At 47.8% G+C, this 18,457-nt stretch carries 18 protein-coding genes; 9 read left to right on the plus strand and 9 right to left on the minus strand.

What is annotated here, in order from left to right; all coding sequences use genetic code 11:
• Window positions 1-100: 100 nt before the first annotated feature.
• The gene (locus F458_RS0110235) at window positions 101-1,420 is read left to right on the plus strand and encodes a peptidoglycan DD-metalloendopeptidase family protein (RefSeq protein WP_018983325.1); all 1,320 of its coding nucleotides are present in this window, start codon (window positions 101-103) and stop codon (window positions 1,418-1,420) included.
• 5 nt (window positions 1,421-1,425) lie between these two features.
• On the plus strand, window positions 1,426-2,526 hold the full coding sequence (locus tag F458_RS0110240; RefSeq protein WP_018983326.1) for an anhydro-N-acetylmuramic acid kinase: 1,101 nt from the start codon (window positions 1,426-1,428) through the stop codon (window positions 2,524-2,526).
• Here the strand turns inward: F458_RS0110240 and F458_RS0110245 are convergent.
• Window positions 2,523-2,951 (minus strand): SRPBCC family protein, encoded by a 429-nt coding sequence (locus tag F458_RS0110245; RefSeq protein ID WP_083928618.1) that lies wholly within the window; start codon window positions 2,949-2,951, stop codon window positions 2,523-2,525. The two genes, F458_RS0110240 and F458_RS0110245, sit on opposite strands and share 4 nt — an antisense overlap.
• 81 nt (window positions 2,952-3,032) lie before the next feature.
• Complete coding sequence (locus tag F458_RS0110250; protein WP_018983328.1) at window positions 3,033-4,814, minus strand: trans-sulfuration enzyme family protein; 1,782 nt, start codon at window positions 4,812-4,814, stop codon at window positions 3,033-3,035.
• 102 nt (window positions 4,815-4,916) lie between these two features.
• Between F458_RS0110250 and F458_RS0110255 the strand changes: the two genes are divergently transcribed.
• A complete protein-coding gene (locus F458_RS0110255; protein ID WP_018983329.1) occupies window positions 4,917-5,876 on the plus strand; it encodes a D-2-hydroxyacid dehydrogenase in 960 nt (319 codons plus the stop codon).
• 11 nt (window positions 5,877-5,887) lie between these two features.
• Here the strand turns inward: F458_RS0110255 and F458_RS0110260 are convergent, their stop codons facing one another.
• The 3 genes from F458_RS0110260 to F458_RS0110270 form a co-directional block, all read right to left on the minus strand.
• A complete protein-coding gene (locus F458_RS0110260; protein ID WP_018983330.1) occupies window positions 5,888-6,460 on the minus strand; it encodes a glutathione S-transferase family protein in 573 nt (190 codons plus the stop codon).
• A gap of 105 nt (window positions 6,461-6,565) precedes the next feature.
• The gene (gene erpA, locus F458_RS0110265) at window positions 6,566-6,910 is read right to left on the minus strand and encodes an iron-sulfur cluster insertion protein ErpA (protein WP_018983331.1); all 345 of its coding nucleotides are present in this window, start codon (window positions 6,908-6,910) and stop codon (window positions 6,566-6,568) included.
• 86 nt (window positions 6,911-6,996) lie between these two features.
• Entirely contained in the window at window positions 6,997-7,719 is a 723-nt protein-coding gene (locus tag F458_RS0110270; protein ID WP_018983332.1) for a DUF6776 family protein, read from the minus strand.
• 100 nt (window positions 7,720-7,819) lie between these two features.
• Between F458_RS0110270 and F458_RS0110275 the strand changes: the two genes are divergently transcribed.
• The 3 genes from F458_RS0110275 (at window position 7,820) to F458_RS0110285 (ending at window position 10,213) form a co-directional block, all read left to right on the plus strand.
• Window positions 7,820-9,496, plus strand: a complete 1,677-nt coding sequence (locus tag F458_RS0110275) for a chloride channel protein (RefSeq protein ID WP_018983333.1) — start codon at window positions 7,820-7,822, stop codon at window positions 9,494-9,496.
• A gap of 20 nt (window positions 9,497-9,516) precedes the next feature.
• Window positions 9,517-9,945, plus strand: a complete 429-nt coding sequence (gene hemJ / locus F458_RS0110280; RefSeq protein ID WP_018983334.1) for a protoporphyrinogen oxidase HemJ — start codon at window positions 9,517-9,519, stop codon at window positions 9,943-9,945.
• Window positions 9,946-10,024: 79 nt separating this feature from the next.
• Entirely contained in the window at window positions 10,025-10,213 is a 189-nt protein-coding gene (locus F458_RS0110285; protein ID WP_018983335.1) for a hypothetical protein, read from the plus strand.
• A 20-nt stretch (window positions 10,214-10,233) separates the two neighbouring features.
• On the opposite strand, the gene F458_RS0110290 is transcribed toward F458_RS0110285, so the two are convergent.
• The gene (locus F458_RS0110290; protein ID WP_026294617.1) at window positions 10,234-10,893 is read right to left on the minus strand and encodes a UPF0149 family protein; all 660 of its coding nucleotides are present in this window, start codon (window positions 10,891-10,893) and stop codon (window positions 10,234-10,236) included.
• A gap of 260 nt (window positions 10,894-11,153) precedes the next feature.
• On the opposite strand from F458_RS0110290, the gene F458_RS0110295 reads away from it, so the two are divergent.
• Window positions 11,154-12,347: an Nramp family divalent metal transporter gene (locus tag F458_RS0110295; RefSeq protein ID WP_018983337.1), complete on the plus strand. Its 1,194-nt coding sequence runs from the start codon at window positions 11,154-11,156 to the stop codon at window positions 12,345-12,347.
• Here F458_RS0110295 and F458_RS0110300 read toward each other — a convergent pair.
• The 3 genes from F458_RS0110300 to typA all read right to left on the minus strand — a co-directional run bounded on the left by F458_RS0110300 (window position 12,339) and on the right by typA (window position 15,932).
• Window positions 12,339-13,475 carry a MalY/PatB family protein gene (locus F458_RS0110300; protein ID WP_018983338.1) on the minus strand — a complete coding sequence of 379 codons (1,137 nt, stop codon included), beginning with the start codon at window positions 13,473-13,475 and terminating at the stop codon, window positions 12,339-12,341. The two genes, F458_RS0110295 and F458_RS0110300, sit on opposite strands and share 9 nt — an antisense overlap.
• Window positions 13,476-13,746: 271 nt before the next feature.
• The gene (locus tag F458_RS21025; RefSeq protein WP_018983340.1) at window positions 13,747-13,962 is read right to left on the minus strand and encodes a response regulator; all 216 of its coding nucleotides are present in this window, start codon (window positions 13,960-13,962) and stop codon (window positions 13,747-13,749) included.
• Between the two features lie 134 nt (window positions 13,963-14,096).
• Window positions 14,097-15,932: a translational GTPase TypA gene (gene typA / locus F458_RS0110310; protein ID WP_018983341.1), complete on the minus strand. Its 1,836-nt coding sequence runs from the start codon at window positions 15,930-15,932 to the stop codon at window positions 14,097-14,099.
• A gap of 448 nt (window positions 15,933-16,380) precedes the next feature.
• On the opposite strand from typA, the gene glnA reads away from it, so the two are divergent.
• Both glnA and F458_RS0110320 read left to right on the plus strand, forming a co-directional pair.
• Window positions 16,381-17,790 carry a glutamate--ammonia ligase gene (gene glnA / locus F458_RS0110315; protein ID WP_018983342.1) on the plus strand — a complete coding sequence of 470 codons (1,410 nt, stop codon included), beginning with the start codon at window positions 16,381-16,383 and terminating at the stop codon, window positions 17,788-17,790.
• 117 nt (window positions 17,791-17,907) lie between these two features.
• Window positions 17,908-18,441, plus strand: coding sequence for a DUF4124 domain-containing protein (locus tag F458_RS0110320; RefSeq protein WP_018983343.1), 534 nt, complete (start codon window positions 17,908-17,910; stop codon window positions 18,439-18,441).
• The last annotated feature ends 16 nt before the right edge of the window (window positions 18,442-18,457 follow it).

Below are 18,457 nucleotides of genomic sequence, written 5' to 3' on the forward strand. Positions count from 1 at the left end.
ATCAGGATTCGGGGCTGGCGATGTACAAAAAAAGTACGATTATCACCAGCCAGTGTAGAAACAAGGCGCTTTACACGATATTCTCGGGTTGAGCTGTTTGATGAGAATGAAATTGAAAGATAACGTGGTTTATAAAACACTTCGCAATTTACCCAGACCCCATCGCACAGGCCTGTTGCTAGGCAGCTTGTTGCTGGGAGGTCTGATTCTGTTGCCTTCAGATCCTGTAGAAGCGAGCCGTCATCAGGACTCGCTGGTACTGGATGCCGGAGTACGTTACCCGGTCGAGCTTTCTGTTACAGATTCACCCAATATTGAATTCGGCGAAGATGATACCGGCTGGCACCTTTATCAGGTGGGCGCAGGAGATACGCTGGCCAAGATTTTCAAGCGAGCCGGTTTCTCAGCACGGGATACTTATAACGTCACCCAGGCCGGTGAGTTGGCTAAAACCCTGGTAACTCTGGTGCCGGGTGATAAGTTGCATCTAAAAGCAGATGGTACCGGTGCATTTGCGGGTCTGCGATATGCAGTGTCGCCTAAAGATACGCTGGTTATACGCGCCACAGACACCCATGGCAAAATGCTAGCTGATCTTGAAAGTAAAGAAGTGGAAACCCGCTATAACTTCGCTCAGGGTGATATTGACTCTAGCTTCTGGAAAGCAGCTGTGACTGCTGGCTTAAGTAATAATCAGATCATGAATCTGGCCGGTATTTTCGGCTGGGATATCGACTTTGCTATGGAGATTCGTCACGGCGATACCTTCAGCATTGTGTACGAAGAACAATTTATTGATGGTGAATTTGTCGGTTACGGCGATATCGTGGCGGCGGAATTTGTGAATCAGGGTGAAACCTTCACCGCGATTCAGCACTCTGATGGCAACTACTACACGCCAGAGGGCCGTAGTATGCGCAAAAGCTTCTTGCGCGCGCCGATTAACTTTAAATACGTAAGCTCAAACTTTACCAAAAAGCGGTTTCACCCGGTGCAAAAGCGCTGGAAATCTCATAATGGCACTGACTATGTGGCAGCCACAGGTACGCCGGTAATGGCAGCCGGTGACGGCCGGGTAATAAAGGCATCCTATAACCGTTTCAATGGCAATTATGTATTTATTCAGCATGGTGAAAAGTACGTCACCAAATACCTGCATTTTAAAAGCAAGGCAGTAAAGACCGGAGAAACTGTCAAGCAAGGCCAGGTGATTGGCTACCTTGGCAGTACTGGTATGGTTACCGGCGCCCATTTGCATTATGAATTTCTGGTGGACGGTGCGCACCGAAATCCACGCACTGTAGAGCTGCCCAAGGCAGAACCCATAGATTCGGCTCAACGAGCAGCATTTATGAAGATTGCAGAAAACCGTCTAACGCAGCTGAAAAACAACAAGCGCGTTATGCTGGCTATGCAGTAATTTGAATGAGCCTGTATATTGGGCTTATGTCTGGCACCAGTATGGACGGCGTTGACGCCGTCCTGTGCCGTATTCATGACCAACGTGCAGAAACACTGGGCCAGGTACATCTTCCTTACCCGCCAGCGTTGCTCGACTCCCTTCATAAGCTTTGCCTGCCTGGCCACAACGAGCTGGTCACTGCGGGTGAGGCGGATATCCAGATCGCACGACTTTACAGCCAGGCCGTCTTAGCGTTGTTACGTCAGAATAATCTTAACGCTGATGCTATTAGTGCCATTGGTAGTCACGGCCAGACGGTTCGCCATCACCCCGATAATTTGTATCCGTTTACCATCCAGTTAGGCGACCCGAATACGCTGACTGCGCTCACAGGCATTCCTGTGGTAGCTGACTTCAGGCGCAAGGACATGGCTCTGGGTGGCCAGGGTGCCCCCCTGGTGCCAGCCTTTCACCAGGCCCAGTTTGCCACTGAGCAGCGCACTATCGTCGTTAATATTGGCGGGATTGCCAATTTATCGGTGGTAAAGCGCGGTGATGTGCCACTGGGATTCGATACCGGGCCGGGCAATACGTTGATGGACCACTGGATTAATCATCATCTGCAACAATCGTATGATACTAACGGCGATTGGGCCGCTTCGGGAACCGTAAGTCAGCCCTTATTGAATAGCATGCTGTCCGATAAGTATTTTGCTCAGAGGGCGCCTAAAAGCACAGGCCGGGAATATTTCAACAGCGCCTGGTTACAGAGCCAGCTTGCTGAGGTCACAGATCCGTTAACTCCTGCAGATGTGCAGGCAACATTGTGCGCGCTGACAGCTAACACTATCTGCCAGGCAATACATCAATTCAAAGATGTGGCTCATGTTTATATCTGTGGAGGGGGGGCGTTTAACCAGCAACTGGTCAGTAACCTGCAAGCAGGGCTTGGCCCAGTCCCGCTTAGCAGTACGGCTGGTTTGGGTATCCATCCGCAGTGGGTAGAAGGCGCAGCGTTTGCATGGCTTGCCTTTGCCAATCTTAATCGCCTGTCTGCGAATGTACCCGCGGTCACGGGAGCTAGTCGTGGCGCACTATTAGGCGGCCTGTACTTACCTGATTAGGGTTTTATTTCAGGCAGTTTCGATAACCGCTCAAAGCGTTCATACCACAGGGTTTCGGTTTGCCGCAACGTCTCTGGTGAACGCAGACCGCTGTGAGTCAGATGAAGTTCGCTGGTGTGATCATCAGCTTCGGTAAACCGCACATCCACTGATGTTTCTGTCTGGTCACCGGCTTTTAGCGTAAAAATAATTTCCTCATTGGGGAAAAGTTCAGCGATTTGGCCGCTGTAATACTCAACAGTTTCACCATCCTGGCTTTCAAACTCCATTTCAAATTCTGCCCCTTTTTCCAAATGCATCACGATTTTTTTCAGTCGCATATGCGCGCCGGCAAACCACTGAACCAATAGTTCGGTTTTACAGAAGCAATGATATAAACGGCTAACCGGCATGCCGAATGTGTGGTGTAGTGATAATTCCTGCATGGTGAAAATAGCCAGCAACGTAGTGATTGACAGTGATAGTCTATACGATGCCGGCTTATCTGGCGATTACCTCTGTGCTTATTATTGCTGCATTATGGCAGCCATACTGGGCACTGTGCTGTAATACTGGCCGGTTACCTCACGAGCGGTACGCTCATACAGGGCATCAACTGCGTCCAGCGACATAAACTTATCGCAAAACCCCGGATGGTCTGGCTCAATGTAATGCCTTGCTGCCAGAATGAAATGACCAATCAACTGTTTCACGTTATCGGTCCCCATCGCGACGCGCATGGTAGTCAGCTCGATACCTGCTTTCTTTTGTTCCTCAGCACTGAGCTCAGAGTGTGATGTAAGGGCTGGACACAGGACGATGGTGTTGTGCTGGCCGATACTGACCTGATGACTGAATGCCGGTTCCAGTGAGTCGAAGAATCGGGTAAAAACCTCGCGGGTTAATCCAGCCTGTGCCATATCTACCGTAAATAATGTGCAGGGCCAGCCGTGGTTGTGCTGTTTTTGTTTTAACCGGGCATTATTGTGAGACGATAACGCATGGCTGTTCACCCGAATATCGGGATGATGATCTAAAAATGCGGTGAAAACCTGGGTATTGATCACCTTATTCATAATTCGCGGTTCAAGGGTTTTCATACCGTTGAGCACATCAAAGGCTTTTTCAGAATCCAGAAACGCGCCTTTAATGTAATACACATCCCAAAACATAGTTTCAGACCAGTCTACACCGTTTGTCTTCGACCCCTTAGGTTGAAACATCCGATAACCCGGTCCGATAACAACGCCTGCCGTAGTGGCGCCACTGCCGCAAAGATCTTTCGTATAACTATGGATGAGATAATCTGGCCGGCAAGCGACATCTTTATGCTGCAAAGGCTGATGCAGGACCGGTGTCGCCAATGTCGAGTCAACCATTACCAGTGAATTAAACTGGTGCGCATACGCACAGATCCCCGGGACATCGAGCACATAGCCGTGGGGATTGCAGGGCGACTCTATGTAGACATGCATACGAGCCCCGGCGTCGAGTCTGGCACTGTGATCATTTCGGGTTGCATTGAAGAATATTTCAAATTCTTCCTGCGTGTAGCCATCAAACCACGCTATCTGGATATCCAGCCGGTTAGCGCGTGCATAATAGTCATGCAGTAACTGGTAGACGCCGCCATAAACATTACGTGACACCACCAGCACATCGCCATGCTGCAACACGTTTGCCAGCGTTGCATCGATAGCCGCCATGCCAGAATTAAAGTTCCAGGCCAGATAATCCGCCGAATACGGCCCGGCTTCCATATCTACAATAGCATTGGCCAGAGAAATATTAGTTGGATTTAGCAACCGTGAATATATCTGGTGAGTAAATTCTTTCCCCTGAAACGCATCATCCACCCACTCGGTACAAGCGTATACATACGTTGCTGTGCGCACCACTACAGGTGTGGCTGAAAATAAAGCAGTGACATTATCAAACAGCGGATAATGATGCTGCCCGGTGTTACCCGAAGATAAGCTTTGCCAGGTTTTTCGAAAGGGGTTTTGCAGCGTGTCTAACACCTTGGCCAACTGAAAAGATAAGAATTTTTTGGCATTGAACCATGCAACGCGATCTTCTTTATCTAAATCGGCCAGCGTCTGATTAGTGATTTCCCATAAGCGAGATACATCTGCCTGGGCATGGTAGAGATGTTCAGCGGTACTCGCCAAAGCCTGACCGTACTCGGATTGCTTATCGATACCAAAATGGGCAAGCTGTTCGTCAACCAGTGCTCCAATAGAGGTTGCTTCTGAGGTATTGCGTCGCGGTGAGAGCCATCGGGCATGTTCTAATTCTTGTGACATCATATGTTCTCAATATTGCTCGTTACCAAATTTAAACGCTTTAGCAACAATTTATAAACATCGGCGCGCTAAACAAATTAATGCAAAAGGAAAGATAACTTTACTATGACAGATACAACCACTTCACTGGACGTTGTGATTCTTAGCAATGAATTTGCCGCGTATGCAGATGCCTTATGTCAGTACGAAAATCCAGTGTTGAATATTGTTCAGGCCACCGATAAGCCTGAACAGATCGACACTTGCTCAGTTGAAATTATGCTTGCCGATCCTTCGCTGGCGGCTGAGATTGTGGATAAATGTGACAACTTGCAGTGGATCCAGTCCGGTTGGGCGGGCAATACACCACTCATCAACGCCAACAATCAGGCATACACACTTACTGGTGTAAAAGGCGTGTTTGGTAAACAGATGCGAGAGTATGTTTTCTCCTACCTGCTTCATTTTGCCCGAAATGTGGGAGGCTTTCAGGCTGCTCAGTGTTATGAAGGCCAACCAAAATGGTGTAAGCCAGAGTTTGGTTATCTGGCGGGTAAAACACTAGGGATTTGTGGTGCAGGTTCAATTGCAAGCAGTCTTTTAGATGTAGCGCAGGTATTCGATATGCAGGTAATCGGGCTGCGTAATTCGGGCAAAGCTAAACCAGGCTATAAGGCAATGTTTTCGGCTGAGCAAATTGGTGAGTTTGTTGCGCAAAGTGACTACATTGTTAATCTGTTACCAGATACGCCAGACACCCATAACATTTTTGATAAATCGGTCTTCGCCACCATGCGCCCTCACTGCGTACTTATTAATGCAGGCAGAGGTAGCGCCATTAACGATCAGGATTTGATTGAAGCGTTAAACCATGACCAACTGCGTGGCGCGGTATTAGATGTTTTTGATAAGGAGCCTCTGCCAGACCACCATCCATTCTGGCATCACAAAAAAATTGTGGTTACCCAGCATACTGCAGCAGAGTCAGATGCTGCTGATATCGCCGCACTGTTTCACGAAAATGCCAAACGATATATCAACGGGGATCCGCTCAACTACCAGTTTGATTTCAATAAGGGCTATTAACTAATGCCCTGTTAATCACGTGGGTCGGTGGCAGTAATCTCTATACGATCGGCGTGATCCTCTCGAAAGGATTTAAGCGCATCAAAGTCCTTTAACGTATGGAGCTGGCGAAACTCTATCCAGTCAATAAGCGTGTACAGACAGATAGAGGGGTATTGCCAACCACTAAACTGGCCTTCCTCGACCTGATTATTAAGCGCACGCAAACTGGCATCAATACGCTCCCGTTGGTTTTTCACCAACATCGCATCACGATCTGCTTCAATGTTTGATTGTTTCATTTGAAACAGAATGACCAGAGAATCGTTAACTGCATCTATTAACGTCAGCTGATTCTCCTGCTCCCAGGACAGCGCGGCATACTGAAATTTTTCAGTCAAATAATTGTGGATAACCCGGGAGTCAAAAATAAGGTGTCCGTCATCTTCAAGACAGGGAACGCGCAGCACCGGCGTCTTACTGGCCAGCACTTCTCTGCCCTTCCCTTCATAAATATTCAGGCTGACAAATTCATGGGGTGTCTGCGAAAGCAGAATTCTGATACGACGTACATAGGGCGAGGTCGTTGAACCGTAAAGTTTCATTGTTGCTCCTGACCAAAGCTATTTGCTCATTCTTTACGCGCCTGATCAGGGAGCAGACCACTTTACAGCACATGACGTGAAAACACGTCATGCTGAGTGTATGTCTTAGATGCTAAAGCTTGCGCCGCAACCGCATGTAGTCGTGGCATTTGGATTTTCTACCAGAAATCGCGCGCCCTCCAGGTTTTCAACATAGTCGACGACACCACCCACCAGGTACTGCAAACTCATGGGATCCACCACCAGGGTGACATCACCCTTGGCAATCGTCATATCACCTTCGTTCACTTTCTCATCAAATGTGAAACCATACTGAAATCCAGAACAGCCTCCACCGGTCACATAGACCCGAAGCTTTAACTCAGGATTCTCTTCTTCGCTGACCAGCTCTTTAACTTTCATTGCGGCCGCATCGGAAAATTCGATGGGCATAGCTGCTTCTACAGTCATAATAACCTCTTAGCATGTGCAAAACCGGCTTGCCGGTTGTGCCGGAATTATCTTACATCATAACACCGCAATCAACGGAATCTGAACTAATCTGTCCCGATGGCTGCTGCTGTCACTGCTTCGTCCCAGTTTACTGACCAGGAAAAAGTTTGTCGTTTGGTCGTGTATCGGTAGACATCGCTTGAAAATATTATCGACTGCGGCCTGAAATCTGCAGGTAATGTGATAGCGATATCCACCGCCTGAAAAAATTTGAACCGATATTTCAAGTCTCCCTCTGGCAACAGATAGTCGCTACCAGAACAAATATCTTTAGCGCCGGCAGACGCTTCTCCTATAATACAAATCTTCAGCAATCCTTTGACAACAGCGCGCTGTGGAAAATTTTGCAGCAATACCAGTTGTAGTCGGTACGTATCAGCTGTTGATTGACGTTCAATTGCCAGACCATCCACCACCAACCCTTCGCTACGCTTTTCAGGCGCTACCACATTTTCGTAAAATGCCAGGGTGCGCTGAGCTTCGTCAAGTGCATCCATTTGCCGGGAATAGGCTTCGTTGAGCGCTTCATGCTCAAGTTGTAAGAGCGCAAAGCGGGTTTCCAGTGTGTGCTGAGCCTGGACCCGCGTTTCGTTCTCCTGTTGCAGAGAAATCAGGGTATTTTGTGCATTTTCAAGCTGCAGCGCCTGATTTTCTTTGGTGTAACCTCCCCACACAGCGCCCAGTGAAAATGTCATCACCAATACCAGCAGTACTGTAACTCCCGCTCTGGTTCCGGCAAGAACCGGTTTAAATCGTTTTTTAAACATACATTAATAAACTAAAATTTAAGCACATCATAAGCTTAGGAATTAAGGTTGCGTGTGGTAAGCTACCCGTTATCTGTTCAATCATCCAGCCGGTTAATGCATGCACCTCAATGGGTTACGCCAGGAACTTGCTCATCCGAAAACATCAGTGTTGGTTTGCCTGCTCGGCATCTGCGGTGGCAGCATCGCAGCCGGACTGATTATTCTGTTCAGGCTGAGTTACGAGTGGCTTCACCTGCACGCGCTGGATACGCTAAACCAACTTTTTACTCATCAGTGGATGGCCCGCTTTCTGTTACCTTTGGTCGCAGTCGCGCTTATTTTGTTAGTAGCTTTCCTGACCGGCTTTAAGCATTATCGCATGGGTATCCCTTTTGTTATACATCGGGTAAAGATGTTCTACGGTTATGTGCCTTTCAGAACGACCATCAATCAGTTTTTTGGCGGTATGTTCGCGCTGGCCGGCGGATTTGTTGTCGGCCGCGAGGGTCCGTCGGTACATATCGGTGCATCTGGCAGCAGTTATCTTGGACAGTGGCTACGGCTTCCCTACAACAGTATTCGCATTTTAGCCGGCTGCGGAATCGCCGCCGGCATTTCAGCGTCTTTCAACACCCCCTTCGCAGCCGTTATTTTTGTTATGGAAGTGGTGTTGCGCGAATACAAAATTCATATTTTTGTACCCGTGATGCTCGCCGCGGCGTGTGGCTCCGTGCTCACCCGCATGGTCTTTGGCGAAATTAACGAGTTGTCTTTTCTGACCTTCGCGGTCTTCAGCGAATGGATGTATTTTTACCTGATTTTGCTGGGCATAGTTCTGGGCGCACTGGCAGCGCTGTTTAATAATCAGTTAATGCGGGTAATGACCCTGTTTCGGCCTTTCAGTATGATCTGGCGCCTTATTCTGGCTGCATTGATAACCGGCGGTGTGAGTATTGTGCTTCCCGAAGCTACCGGAGCAAGTTTTGAAAGTGTGGAGGTGCTGTTTACCGAAGAGCCTGATACGGCCTTCTTAGTGGCTTTGCTAGCGGCAAAATTTTTACTGGCTGTTTTTGCTATCGGTCTGGGTGTCCCCGGTGGCATCATGGGCCCGGTGATGCTTATCGGCATGCTCGCCGGGGCGGTGTTATTGTTTCCGCTAAGCGGCATTATTGATACTCAGAATTATATCAGCAGCTTTGCGTTGTTGGGCGTAGCGGGCATGCTAACCGCAACATTACATGCGCCTCTGGCGGCGCTGTCGGCGGTCATGGAGCTGTCGTATAGTCCGCAAATCATTCTACCGGCAATGCTGGTTATTGTACCGGCTTATGTGACCTCCACTCAATTTCTGGGTAATCGGTCTATATTTATCCGCCAGCTGGACTATCAAAATCTCCCCTATGCTATTACCTCTATCCGTGAGGCACTTGAAAAAACCGGCGTGCTGGCAGCCATGACCAGAGACTATAAAATTTTTATTGATGCGCCTGCTGAAGCCATTGAACAACATCTTTCAGATCACCCCGCGTCAGTGGTGTTACAGCAGATTCAGCACGAGCAGCACCTTGAATTTAAAATGGTGGAATATGATGTCAGTCTGGAACACGATGCGCAGGCATTAGACTACTCATCTATAGACGGCCTCAATAGCCAGTGCACCCTGCATGAAGTTTATGAGAAGCTAAAAAACGCGCGTGGCGGCGCTGTATATATTTATGATTCTGAACCGGACAATATTGTCGGCGTAATCACCTGGAACATTCTGCAAAGTGTCTTGCAGCGTTCTCAATATTAGATTAAAAAGCGAAGAACAAGATGACAGTACTCTGGCTTAAAGCCCTGCACGTTTTTTTCATGGTAGCCTGGTTTGCCGGCATTTTCTATCTGCCACGTTTGTTTGTTTATCATGCGCAGACTGACGAACCGGCGGTAAAAGCGCAATTTAAAATCATGGAGCGACGTCTGTGGTTTTTTATTACACCGTTTGCCATTCTTACCGCTGTGTTTGGTATATGGCTTATTGGCATATACGGTACAAGTTGGTTAAAAGTATCGGGTTGGCTTCACGCTAAGTTAACTCTGGTGGCAGCGCTGTATGTTTATCATTTTTATCTGTATCGGTTGGTAAAACAGTTTGCCAACGATACAAATACCCATAGCGCACGCTTTTATCGAATTATTAATGAAGTGCCGGTACTGGTTTTACTAGCAGTAGTTATTCTGGCAGTGGTTAAACCTTTTTAGCCGTTCACAGGAATAAAGCGTAGTACCTAAAAATCGTTGGTCAAACAAGCGTTATGTACCAAAAAAGAGGAATGATTACATGGATGTAAATAACGAGCGGTTAAAGATATTGTTACACCGCACTGATAGTACATTTAATGCGTTGCTTAAAGAACCCGGGTCAATTGAGCTCAAACACGCGTACGAGTCCGCAAAAGAAGAATTAGATGCGTATATCGCTGCGCGCCGTGAAACACTTTCCAGGCGCAGGTCTGTCCTGCCAAGATAGTTCAGTGTTAGGACATTCGTTCAGTTATCCGCTTTTCCCTCAAACATTTCAAACTGGTTGGGTAAAAAGCTGGCCAGCTCTCCGGCCAGCTGGATATACTCCCTGAGCATCTGCGGTAGCTGTTTAAGCAGCGCCGGAATATGCTTTTTCAATTGCACTTGTTGTGCAGGCGTACGGTTCTGGTATGCCTGCTCAATATCAGCCAACGTAGAAAACATTTTCAGACAGCGTTTAAGCCGCTTCGCCGGATCTTCAGTATTGTTCAGGCCATCATCTGCCCCCGGATTTTGCTGAGCGCGCAGCCAGGCACTTTGCCATACCGGCTCCAGGTGCTGGTGCCCTGCGAGTAAACCGTTCAGCCATAGGCTTAGCGATTCGTCCGGCTCATCTGTGGCCAGGGTCTGCTGTGGCAGTAAAGAACCGTCGTGGCGCATAGTGTTGAGCGTATCGCGCAGACAATGCATTAACGCCTGCGCCAGATCATCTATAATCCCATCGGCTAAGCGCGGTTCCTCACCTGAATGGTAAATAAACCAGGGCATCCAGGTCTCAGGCAAGGGAATTTCCGGCGCGGCACATATTGCCACCATGAGTCCCCGGGCTTTCTGTTCAGGCAGAATAATTCGATTAAATGCTGCCTGTGAATACAGCCGGGTGAATGCATCAGCTGAAAATGTCATGCTTACCTCAGTCAACATACTTTTTTTCGTAGCCTACCTGTTTGGTTAATATTTTGCACCTTTACCACCGCGCATAGTGCTTTGTGAAGATAACGGTATTAGCAAAATGACTGCACAAAGCCAGATAACGGTTAAGCCATATAAATTTTTTTTGATTTACTCTTGGCGTAGCTGAACGATTTACGTACCATCCGCCCCCCTGAGAAACGCCAGTCTATTGAGACTGAAAAGCAGACTTTTAGCATACAGGCAGCCCTCTTATGGCAAAAGACAAATCCGGATTTATCATTGCAGCGGCTTTCATTGGCCCGGGTACAGTGACCACCGCCAGCATTGCAGGTGCAAACTTTGGTTTTCATCTGGTATGGGCACTGCTTTTTTCCATTGTGGCCACAATGGTTTTACAGGACATGGCGGCCAGGCTGGGTATTGCTACCGGAAATGGTCTGGCGGCAGGCCTTAAGGATATTAGCGAAAATCGTATTCTAAAAATTTTCTTTTCTGCCTTAGTGGTTTCCGCGGTAGGCATCGGCAACGCCGCGTATGAGTCGGGAAATCTTACCGGCGCAGCGATTGGGCTCGACGCATTCTGGCAAATAGGAACCGGAAAATGGGCCATGATTCTTGGCGGTATTTCAGCTGCATTGCTATATAGCGGTAAATACAAGATGATTGAGTCAGTACTGGTGGTTCTGGTTATTGCCATGGCGCTGGTCTTTTTTGTCACCTTGTTTGCTGCCGACCCCGACTGGTCTGCCATGCTTAGTCAGGCAACATCGCCGCAGCTGGATGCCACGGCAATCACCATGGTCCTGGCACTTATCGGTACTACCATCGTGCCTTATAACCTGTTTCTACATGCCAGTCTAACGGCACAAAATTATGCCGGCGAAGATAAAGCGGCTGCCATTGATGCATCGCGTAAACAGTCTATCTTTGCCATTGGTTTTGGCGGGCTGATTACACTCGTTGTAATGGCCACAGCAATGCTGGCATTTTTTGGGCAAAATGCGCAGATGGATGCAACTAACATGGGCAAACAGCTGGAGCCAGTGTTGGGTGAATCTGCGCAGTGGTTTTTTGCCGCGGGATTATTTGCTGCCGGTCTGACAAGTTCTATCACTGCACCTCTGGCAGCCAGTTATGCCGTGTGCGGCGCACTTAACTGGTCAACTGATCTGAACAGCAAACCGTTTAAAGCTGTCTGGATGTCAATTATCGCCACCGGGGTGATTATCGCCGGAGCTGGATTCAAACCGCTGGCTGCCATCCTTTTTGCGCAGGCTGCCAACGGTTTATTATTACCCATTGTAGCTATATTTTTGCTGGTAGTTATGAACAAAAGCCGCACTCTGGGCGCCTTTAAAAACGCCCTGACCAGTAATTTACTGGGTATAGTGGTAGTGGGCTTTGTTATCTGTCTTGGGGCGTATAAGCTGGTTTCTTTATTCTGAAGCCAGCCGTTCCAGAATTTCACTCAGCATTTTCCGGCTACAGCCAAAGTTTACCCGAAAATGTTGTGGGGCCCCAAAATCTACTCCCGGCGACGGGCCGACACCTTTTTGCTCGGCCCATTTTTGCACATCATCCACACCCAGGCCTGAAGCATCCACCCAGGCCAGAAATGTTGCTTCCTGACGCTTGACCGATAATCCCTCTATAGCATTGATGCGTTCATATACCAGATCTCGGTTTTCGCGCAAATAATCAAGTTGGTCGGTATGCCAGTCGTCGCAGCGGGTAAAGGCTGCCTCTGTCGCCAGCAGACCAAGTTGGTTAACCCATGGAACGATGCCTGCGGCGGCTTTAACAAAATGCTGGCGTAACTTCGCATCCGGTATTATTGCAAATGATGCGCCCAGCCCTGCTATGTTAAATGTTTTACTCGCTGCCATCAGGGTAACACTGTTGTTTTTTAATTTAGGATCACGCCCGGCGGGTAGGTGGACTTTATCTTCATCTAATACAAGGTCGCAGTGAATTTCGTCTGAACATAATACGACATTGTTACGCTGGCAAATCTCTGCAACCTGATCCAGCTCGCTTTGGGTAAGCACCGAGCCCACCGGATTCATAGGATTGCAAAGGATCAGTAATTTACAGGCAGGATCGCTGGCCTCCTGCGCAAGCTGTTCGAAATCCAGCGTATACCGTCCATCCACTTCTACCGTTTGGATAGCCACCCTCTGCATGTCATTCAACTTCGGCGCTGCGAGTAAAGGCGGGTAGTTAGGGACCTGAACCATGATTTTGTCACCGGGCTCACAATACGCTTTGCATGCAGCGTTAAAAGCGGGAACAACACCAGGCGTCCACACCAGCCAGAGAGGATCGATATCCCAGTTATGCTTATCTTTCAGCCAGCGTACCACGGCATCAATAGCCGGCTGATACTGGCCTGGCAAAACATAACCCAGGTTACCATCTTCAATCCGTCTGCTTAGCGACTCAAGAATAGGGTCGGCGCAGCGGAATTCAGTATCCGCTACCCAGGCCGGAATGATATCGCGCCCTTTGTATTTTTCCCATTTGAACGAATAGGTCCCCTCTCTGGAAGGAGTTTTATCAAAATTATAGGTCACTGCAAGCCGGTCCTTTGTCAGATTAAACGTGTTGGCAGTGTAACCAACTCACCACGAACCAATCCACTGTTGTGTTAGAAGATTTGGGAATGAGATGGATAGCATTGCTGTCAGTGTGCCAGCAATCCCCGAATTTTCGCCATTAGTCTGTCCATGTTAAACGGTTTGGCAATAAACTGCGTCACCCCCACTGCGCCGGCCTTTACGACTGTATTGCGGGTGGCACAGCAGTGATCCACAAAAATGGCGACTGCATGCTCTTGTCGCGCCATCACGTGAGCAAATGAAGTCCATCATAATCCGACATCATTTGATCACTGATGATCAAAGATACTGTAGCGTCGTGTTGCTGGCGCAGACAATCCCGGGCAAGCTTACTGTAATTAACCGCATACACATTCATTTTAAGCTGGCTTACCAACGCATCACAGATGCGTTGCAGAGTGATAGCATCGTCATCTATCACTACCACTGACTGACGTGCCATAGTGGCTCTCAGTTGTTTTACTGAGATGCGGTCTAACGGTTTTTATCTTACATTTTACAGGTTAGATGACAGACCAGTATCGCAGATACAAAAACGCCGGCATGGGCGCCGGCGTTTTTAATCTTTGGAGTATTTTAGCCCTTCGGAGCACGAGACGCACGCTTACGCTCATTTTCCGTCAGGAAACGCTTACGGACACGAATGCTCTGCGGAGTAACTTCCACCAGCTCATCATCATCAATAAACTCAAGCGCCTGTTCCAGTGACATAACCACAGGCGGCACCAGACTCTGCGCTTCATCTGTACCTGATGCACGAACGTTGGTCAGCTGCTTGCCTTTAAGCGCATTTACCGTCAGGTCATTTTCGCGGCTGTGGATACCAATAACCATACCTTCGTAAACTTCAACACCATGACCGATAAATAAGCGTCCACGTTCCTGCAAATTAAACAGTGCGTTGGTAAGTGCCTTACCTGCCGCATTAGCAATCAGAACACCATTTTTACGCTGGCCGATTTTACCGCCTTTATGCGGACCATAATGGTCGAAGGTATGATAAAGAAGTCCTGAACCTGATGTCAGCGTCATAAACTCAGTCTGAAAGCCAATAAGACCACGGCTGGGAATAACAAAGTCCATACGAACCCGGCCTTTTCCGTCAGGCGACATATTCGTCAGCTCGGCTTTACGATAACCCAACTGCTCCATAACAGAGCCCTGATCTTCTTCTTCACAATCGATGGTCAGTGTTTCAAACGGCTCTTCGACATTGCCATTTTCGTCTTCTTTAAGTATAACTTCCGGACGGGAAACCGCCAGCTCATAACCTTCCCGGCGCATATTTTCAATCAAAATACCCAGGTGCAGTTCGCCGCGTCCTGATACTCTGAATTTGTCCGGGTTCTCGGTTTCCTCAACACGCAAGGCAACGTTGTGAACCAGTTCATCATTCAGACGCTCTAGAATATTACGAGAGGTAACATACTTACCTTCACGACCGGCAAACGGTGATGTATTAACCTGAAAGGTCATAGTTACTGTTGGTTCATCAACCGTTAGCGCTGGCAACGCCTCAACATTATTAACATCGCAAATGGTGTCGGATATTTTAAGTTCACCAACCCCCGTAATGGCGATAATATCGCCGGCGCTGGCCTTTTCTGCATCAAAACGCTGCAGACCAAGATACGTCAGAACCTGACCCACCTTGCCATTACGTGTTTTACCTTCTTTATCAATAATTGTAACCTGTTGATTGGTCTTAACCGAACCACGGGTTATACGTCCAACACCTATAACACCTACATAGGAGTTATAGTCCAGCTGCGAAATCTGCATCTGGAACGGTCCTTCAGGATCAGTATTAGGCGCATTGACTTTTTCAACGATGGTTTCAAACAGCGGGGTCATGTCGGTACCTACGGTATCGGCATCCAGCGAGGCCCACCCGTTGATGGCTGACGCATAGACCACATCAAAATCAAGCTGCTCATCGGTGGCACCCAGGTTGTCGAACAAATCAAACACCTGATCCATTACCCAATCAGGACGGGCGCCGGGTTTGTCGATTTTATTGATAACCAGAATGGGTTTAAGCCCCTGCGCAAAAGCTTTCTGGGTTACAAAACGCGTTTGCGGCATAGGGCCTTCCTGCGCGTCAACCAACAACAGCACTGAATCAGCCATAGACATCACGCGTTCTACTTCACCGCCAAAATCTGCGTGTCCGGGAGTATCTACAATGTTGATGTGATAATCTTGCCAGTGGATAGCGGTATTTTTAGCCAGAATAGTAATGCCGCGCTCTTTCTCGATATCATTCGAGTCCATGACGCGCTCTTCTGCTTCGCCCCGGCTTTCCAGTGTACCGGACTGCTGCAACAGTTTATCAACCAATGTTGTTTTACCATGGTCAACGTGCGCAATAATCGCAATGTTGCGTAACTTTGAAATATCGTAAGTCTTCATTAAATAGAGCCTGTATTACCTGCCCGGTACTACCCGCGGGGACCGGTTTTGGGTGTGAAAATTTTTTGCAGAGATGAAATGTGCGCGGATTGTACAGAAAGTTTATCGATTTTTCGCCTGTTTTTTCGTTTATTTTCTTTCCTTTCTGTAATCTCAATGTCTCTAACTACTGTATGTAGGCCTGAAGATTAAAAATATACGTAGCAAAAACCTTAATTGGCGGGCGCCGCACCAGTTTGACGCATTTATCGCCCTAAACAATTGCACTATCACGGTGCGGTATCGCAACATTATGGTGCAATATTTCAATTTGAATTCCATAGTGTTTCTATTCAGGCCGCAGATTTCCGGTCTTAGACACATGGCATGAATATCGCTTTTACATTTTTAACTTAAGACAGGAAACAAAGATTTTCCTGCGCCAATACATCAAAACCTGGAGGACACGATGTCAATAGAAAAGGCATTAGAGCTGATTCAAGAAAGTGAAGCGAAGTTTGTAGATCTGCGTTTTACTGATACAAAAGGTAAAGAGCAACACGTCTCTATTCCGGCCGCCCTCATCGACGATGAGTTTTTCGAAGAAGGCAAGATGTTTGACGGCTCTTCCATCAGTGGATGGAAAGGTATCAACGAATCAGATATGATTCTTATGCCAGATTCTTCCTCTGCAGTTCTCGATCCGTTTGCAGAAGAAACACAGGTTAATATTCGCTGTGACATAGTGGAGCCTACCACGCTGGAAGGTTATGAGCGCGATCCACGATCCGTGGCAAGACGTGCTGAAGAGTATTTAAAATCAACCGGCATTGGCGATACTGCCTTCTTCGGACCTGAGCCAGAATTCTTTATTTTTGACGATGTACGTTTTCATACAGATATGAGCGGCTCGTTTTACAAGATTGACTCTGCTGAAGCAAAGTGGAATTCAGGTGAAGATTTTGAAGGCGGCAACCTGGCTCACCGTCCCGGCGTGAAAGGCGGTTATTTCCCGGTACCACCAGTAGATTCAGCCCATGATACTCGCTCTGCAATGTGTATGGTTATGGAAGAGATGGGTCTGCGTATTGAAGCGCACCACCATGAAGTTGCAACCGCTGGTCAGAACGAGATTGCCTGTGAATTTGATACATTGGTTCGCAAGGCTGATGAGCTGCAAATCTACAAGTATGTAGTGCACAACGTCGCCCACGCGTATGGTCAGACTGCTACCTTTATGCCTAAGCCACTGGTTGGCGATAATGGTTCAGGGATGCACGTTCACCAATCAATCTCTAAAGATGGTAAGAACATCTTTGCCGGCGACAAATATGCGGGTCTCTCTGAAGAAGCCTTATATTATATTGGTGGTATTATTAAGCACGCACGAGCAATCAATGCATTTGCTAATGCGTCTACGAACTCTTACAAGCGTCTTGTACCAGGCTTTGAAGCACCGGTAATGCTGGCCTATTCTGCGCGTAACCGCTCAGCATCAATTCGTATTCCTTACGTAACCAGCGATAAGGCTCGTCGTATTGAAGTTCGCTTCCCTGACCCAACAGCTAACCCTTACCTGGCCTTTACCGCTATGCTGATGGCCGGTATTGACGGGATCAAAAATAAGATCCACCCAGGCGATGCGATGGACAAAGATCTTTATGATCTGCCAGCAGAAGAAGCGAAAGATATCCCAACGGTAGCCAGTTCATTAGAGATGGCTCTGGAAGCACTGGATAACGATCGTGAGTTTCTTAAGGCAGGCGGCGTAATGACAGATGATACAATCGATGCATATATCGATCTTAAGACAGAGGAAGTTACAACATTGCGAATGACTACGCACCCTGTTGAGTTTGATATGTACTACAGCGTGTAATAATCACGATTACCAAAAACCCGCTTAAAGCGGGTTTTTTTATACCTGTTTATAATTGTAAATGTGTCTTTTTAAGCGGATTTTCGTAATATGATAAAACGGGATCAGGAGAAAATTATGACAAAAACGCTGTTGTTTACACTTACCCTGGCAAGTCTGTCGGCGCCTGCAGACCCAGGCAAAGTTTATAAGATAGAGCAGGCAGATGGTACGGTGATTTATACCGATACGCCCTCTAAACACAGTGAGCCGGTCAATTTTGATGAACATACCCTCAATGTGACAGATGCCCTGCCTACGCCCGTAAAAGACAACAGCCAGGACGCTTCTCAAGCGCGTAAGCAGCCTGATTATACGTTATCGGTTAAACGCCCTGCGCCAGAAGCAACAATTCGCAACAACAATGGTAAAGTGACCATCACCGCCACGGCTAATCCGCGGCCTACCGGTCAGTTCCAGCTGACGCTGGATGGCGAAATTATTGATACAAATACGTCAGGGACCTTCGCTCTGTCCGGTGTCGTTCGCGGCGCTCACACATTTAGCATCGCTCTTGTTAATAATAAGGGCAAGACTCTTGCATCTACCAGTCAACAAACATTTTATATGCACCAGGCTTCTGCACTAATTAATAATAACGCCGGGCAATAACCTTTCAGCCATAGGT

Source organism: Salinimonas chungwhensis DSM 16280 (assembly GCF_000378185.1).
Lineage (GTDB): Bacteria > Pseudomonadota > Gammaproteobacteria > Enterobacterales > Alteromonadaceae > Alteromonas > Alteromonas chungwhensis.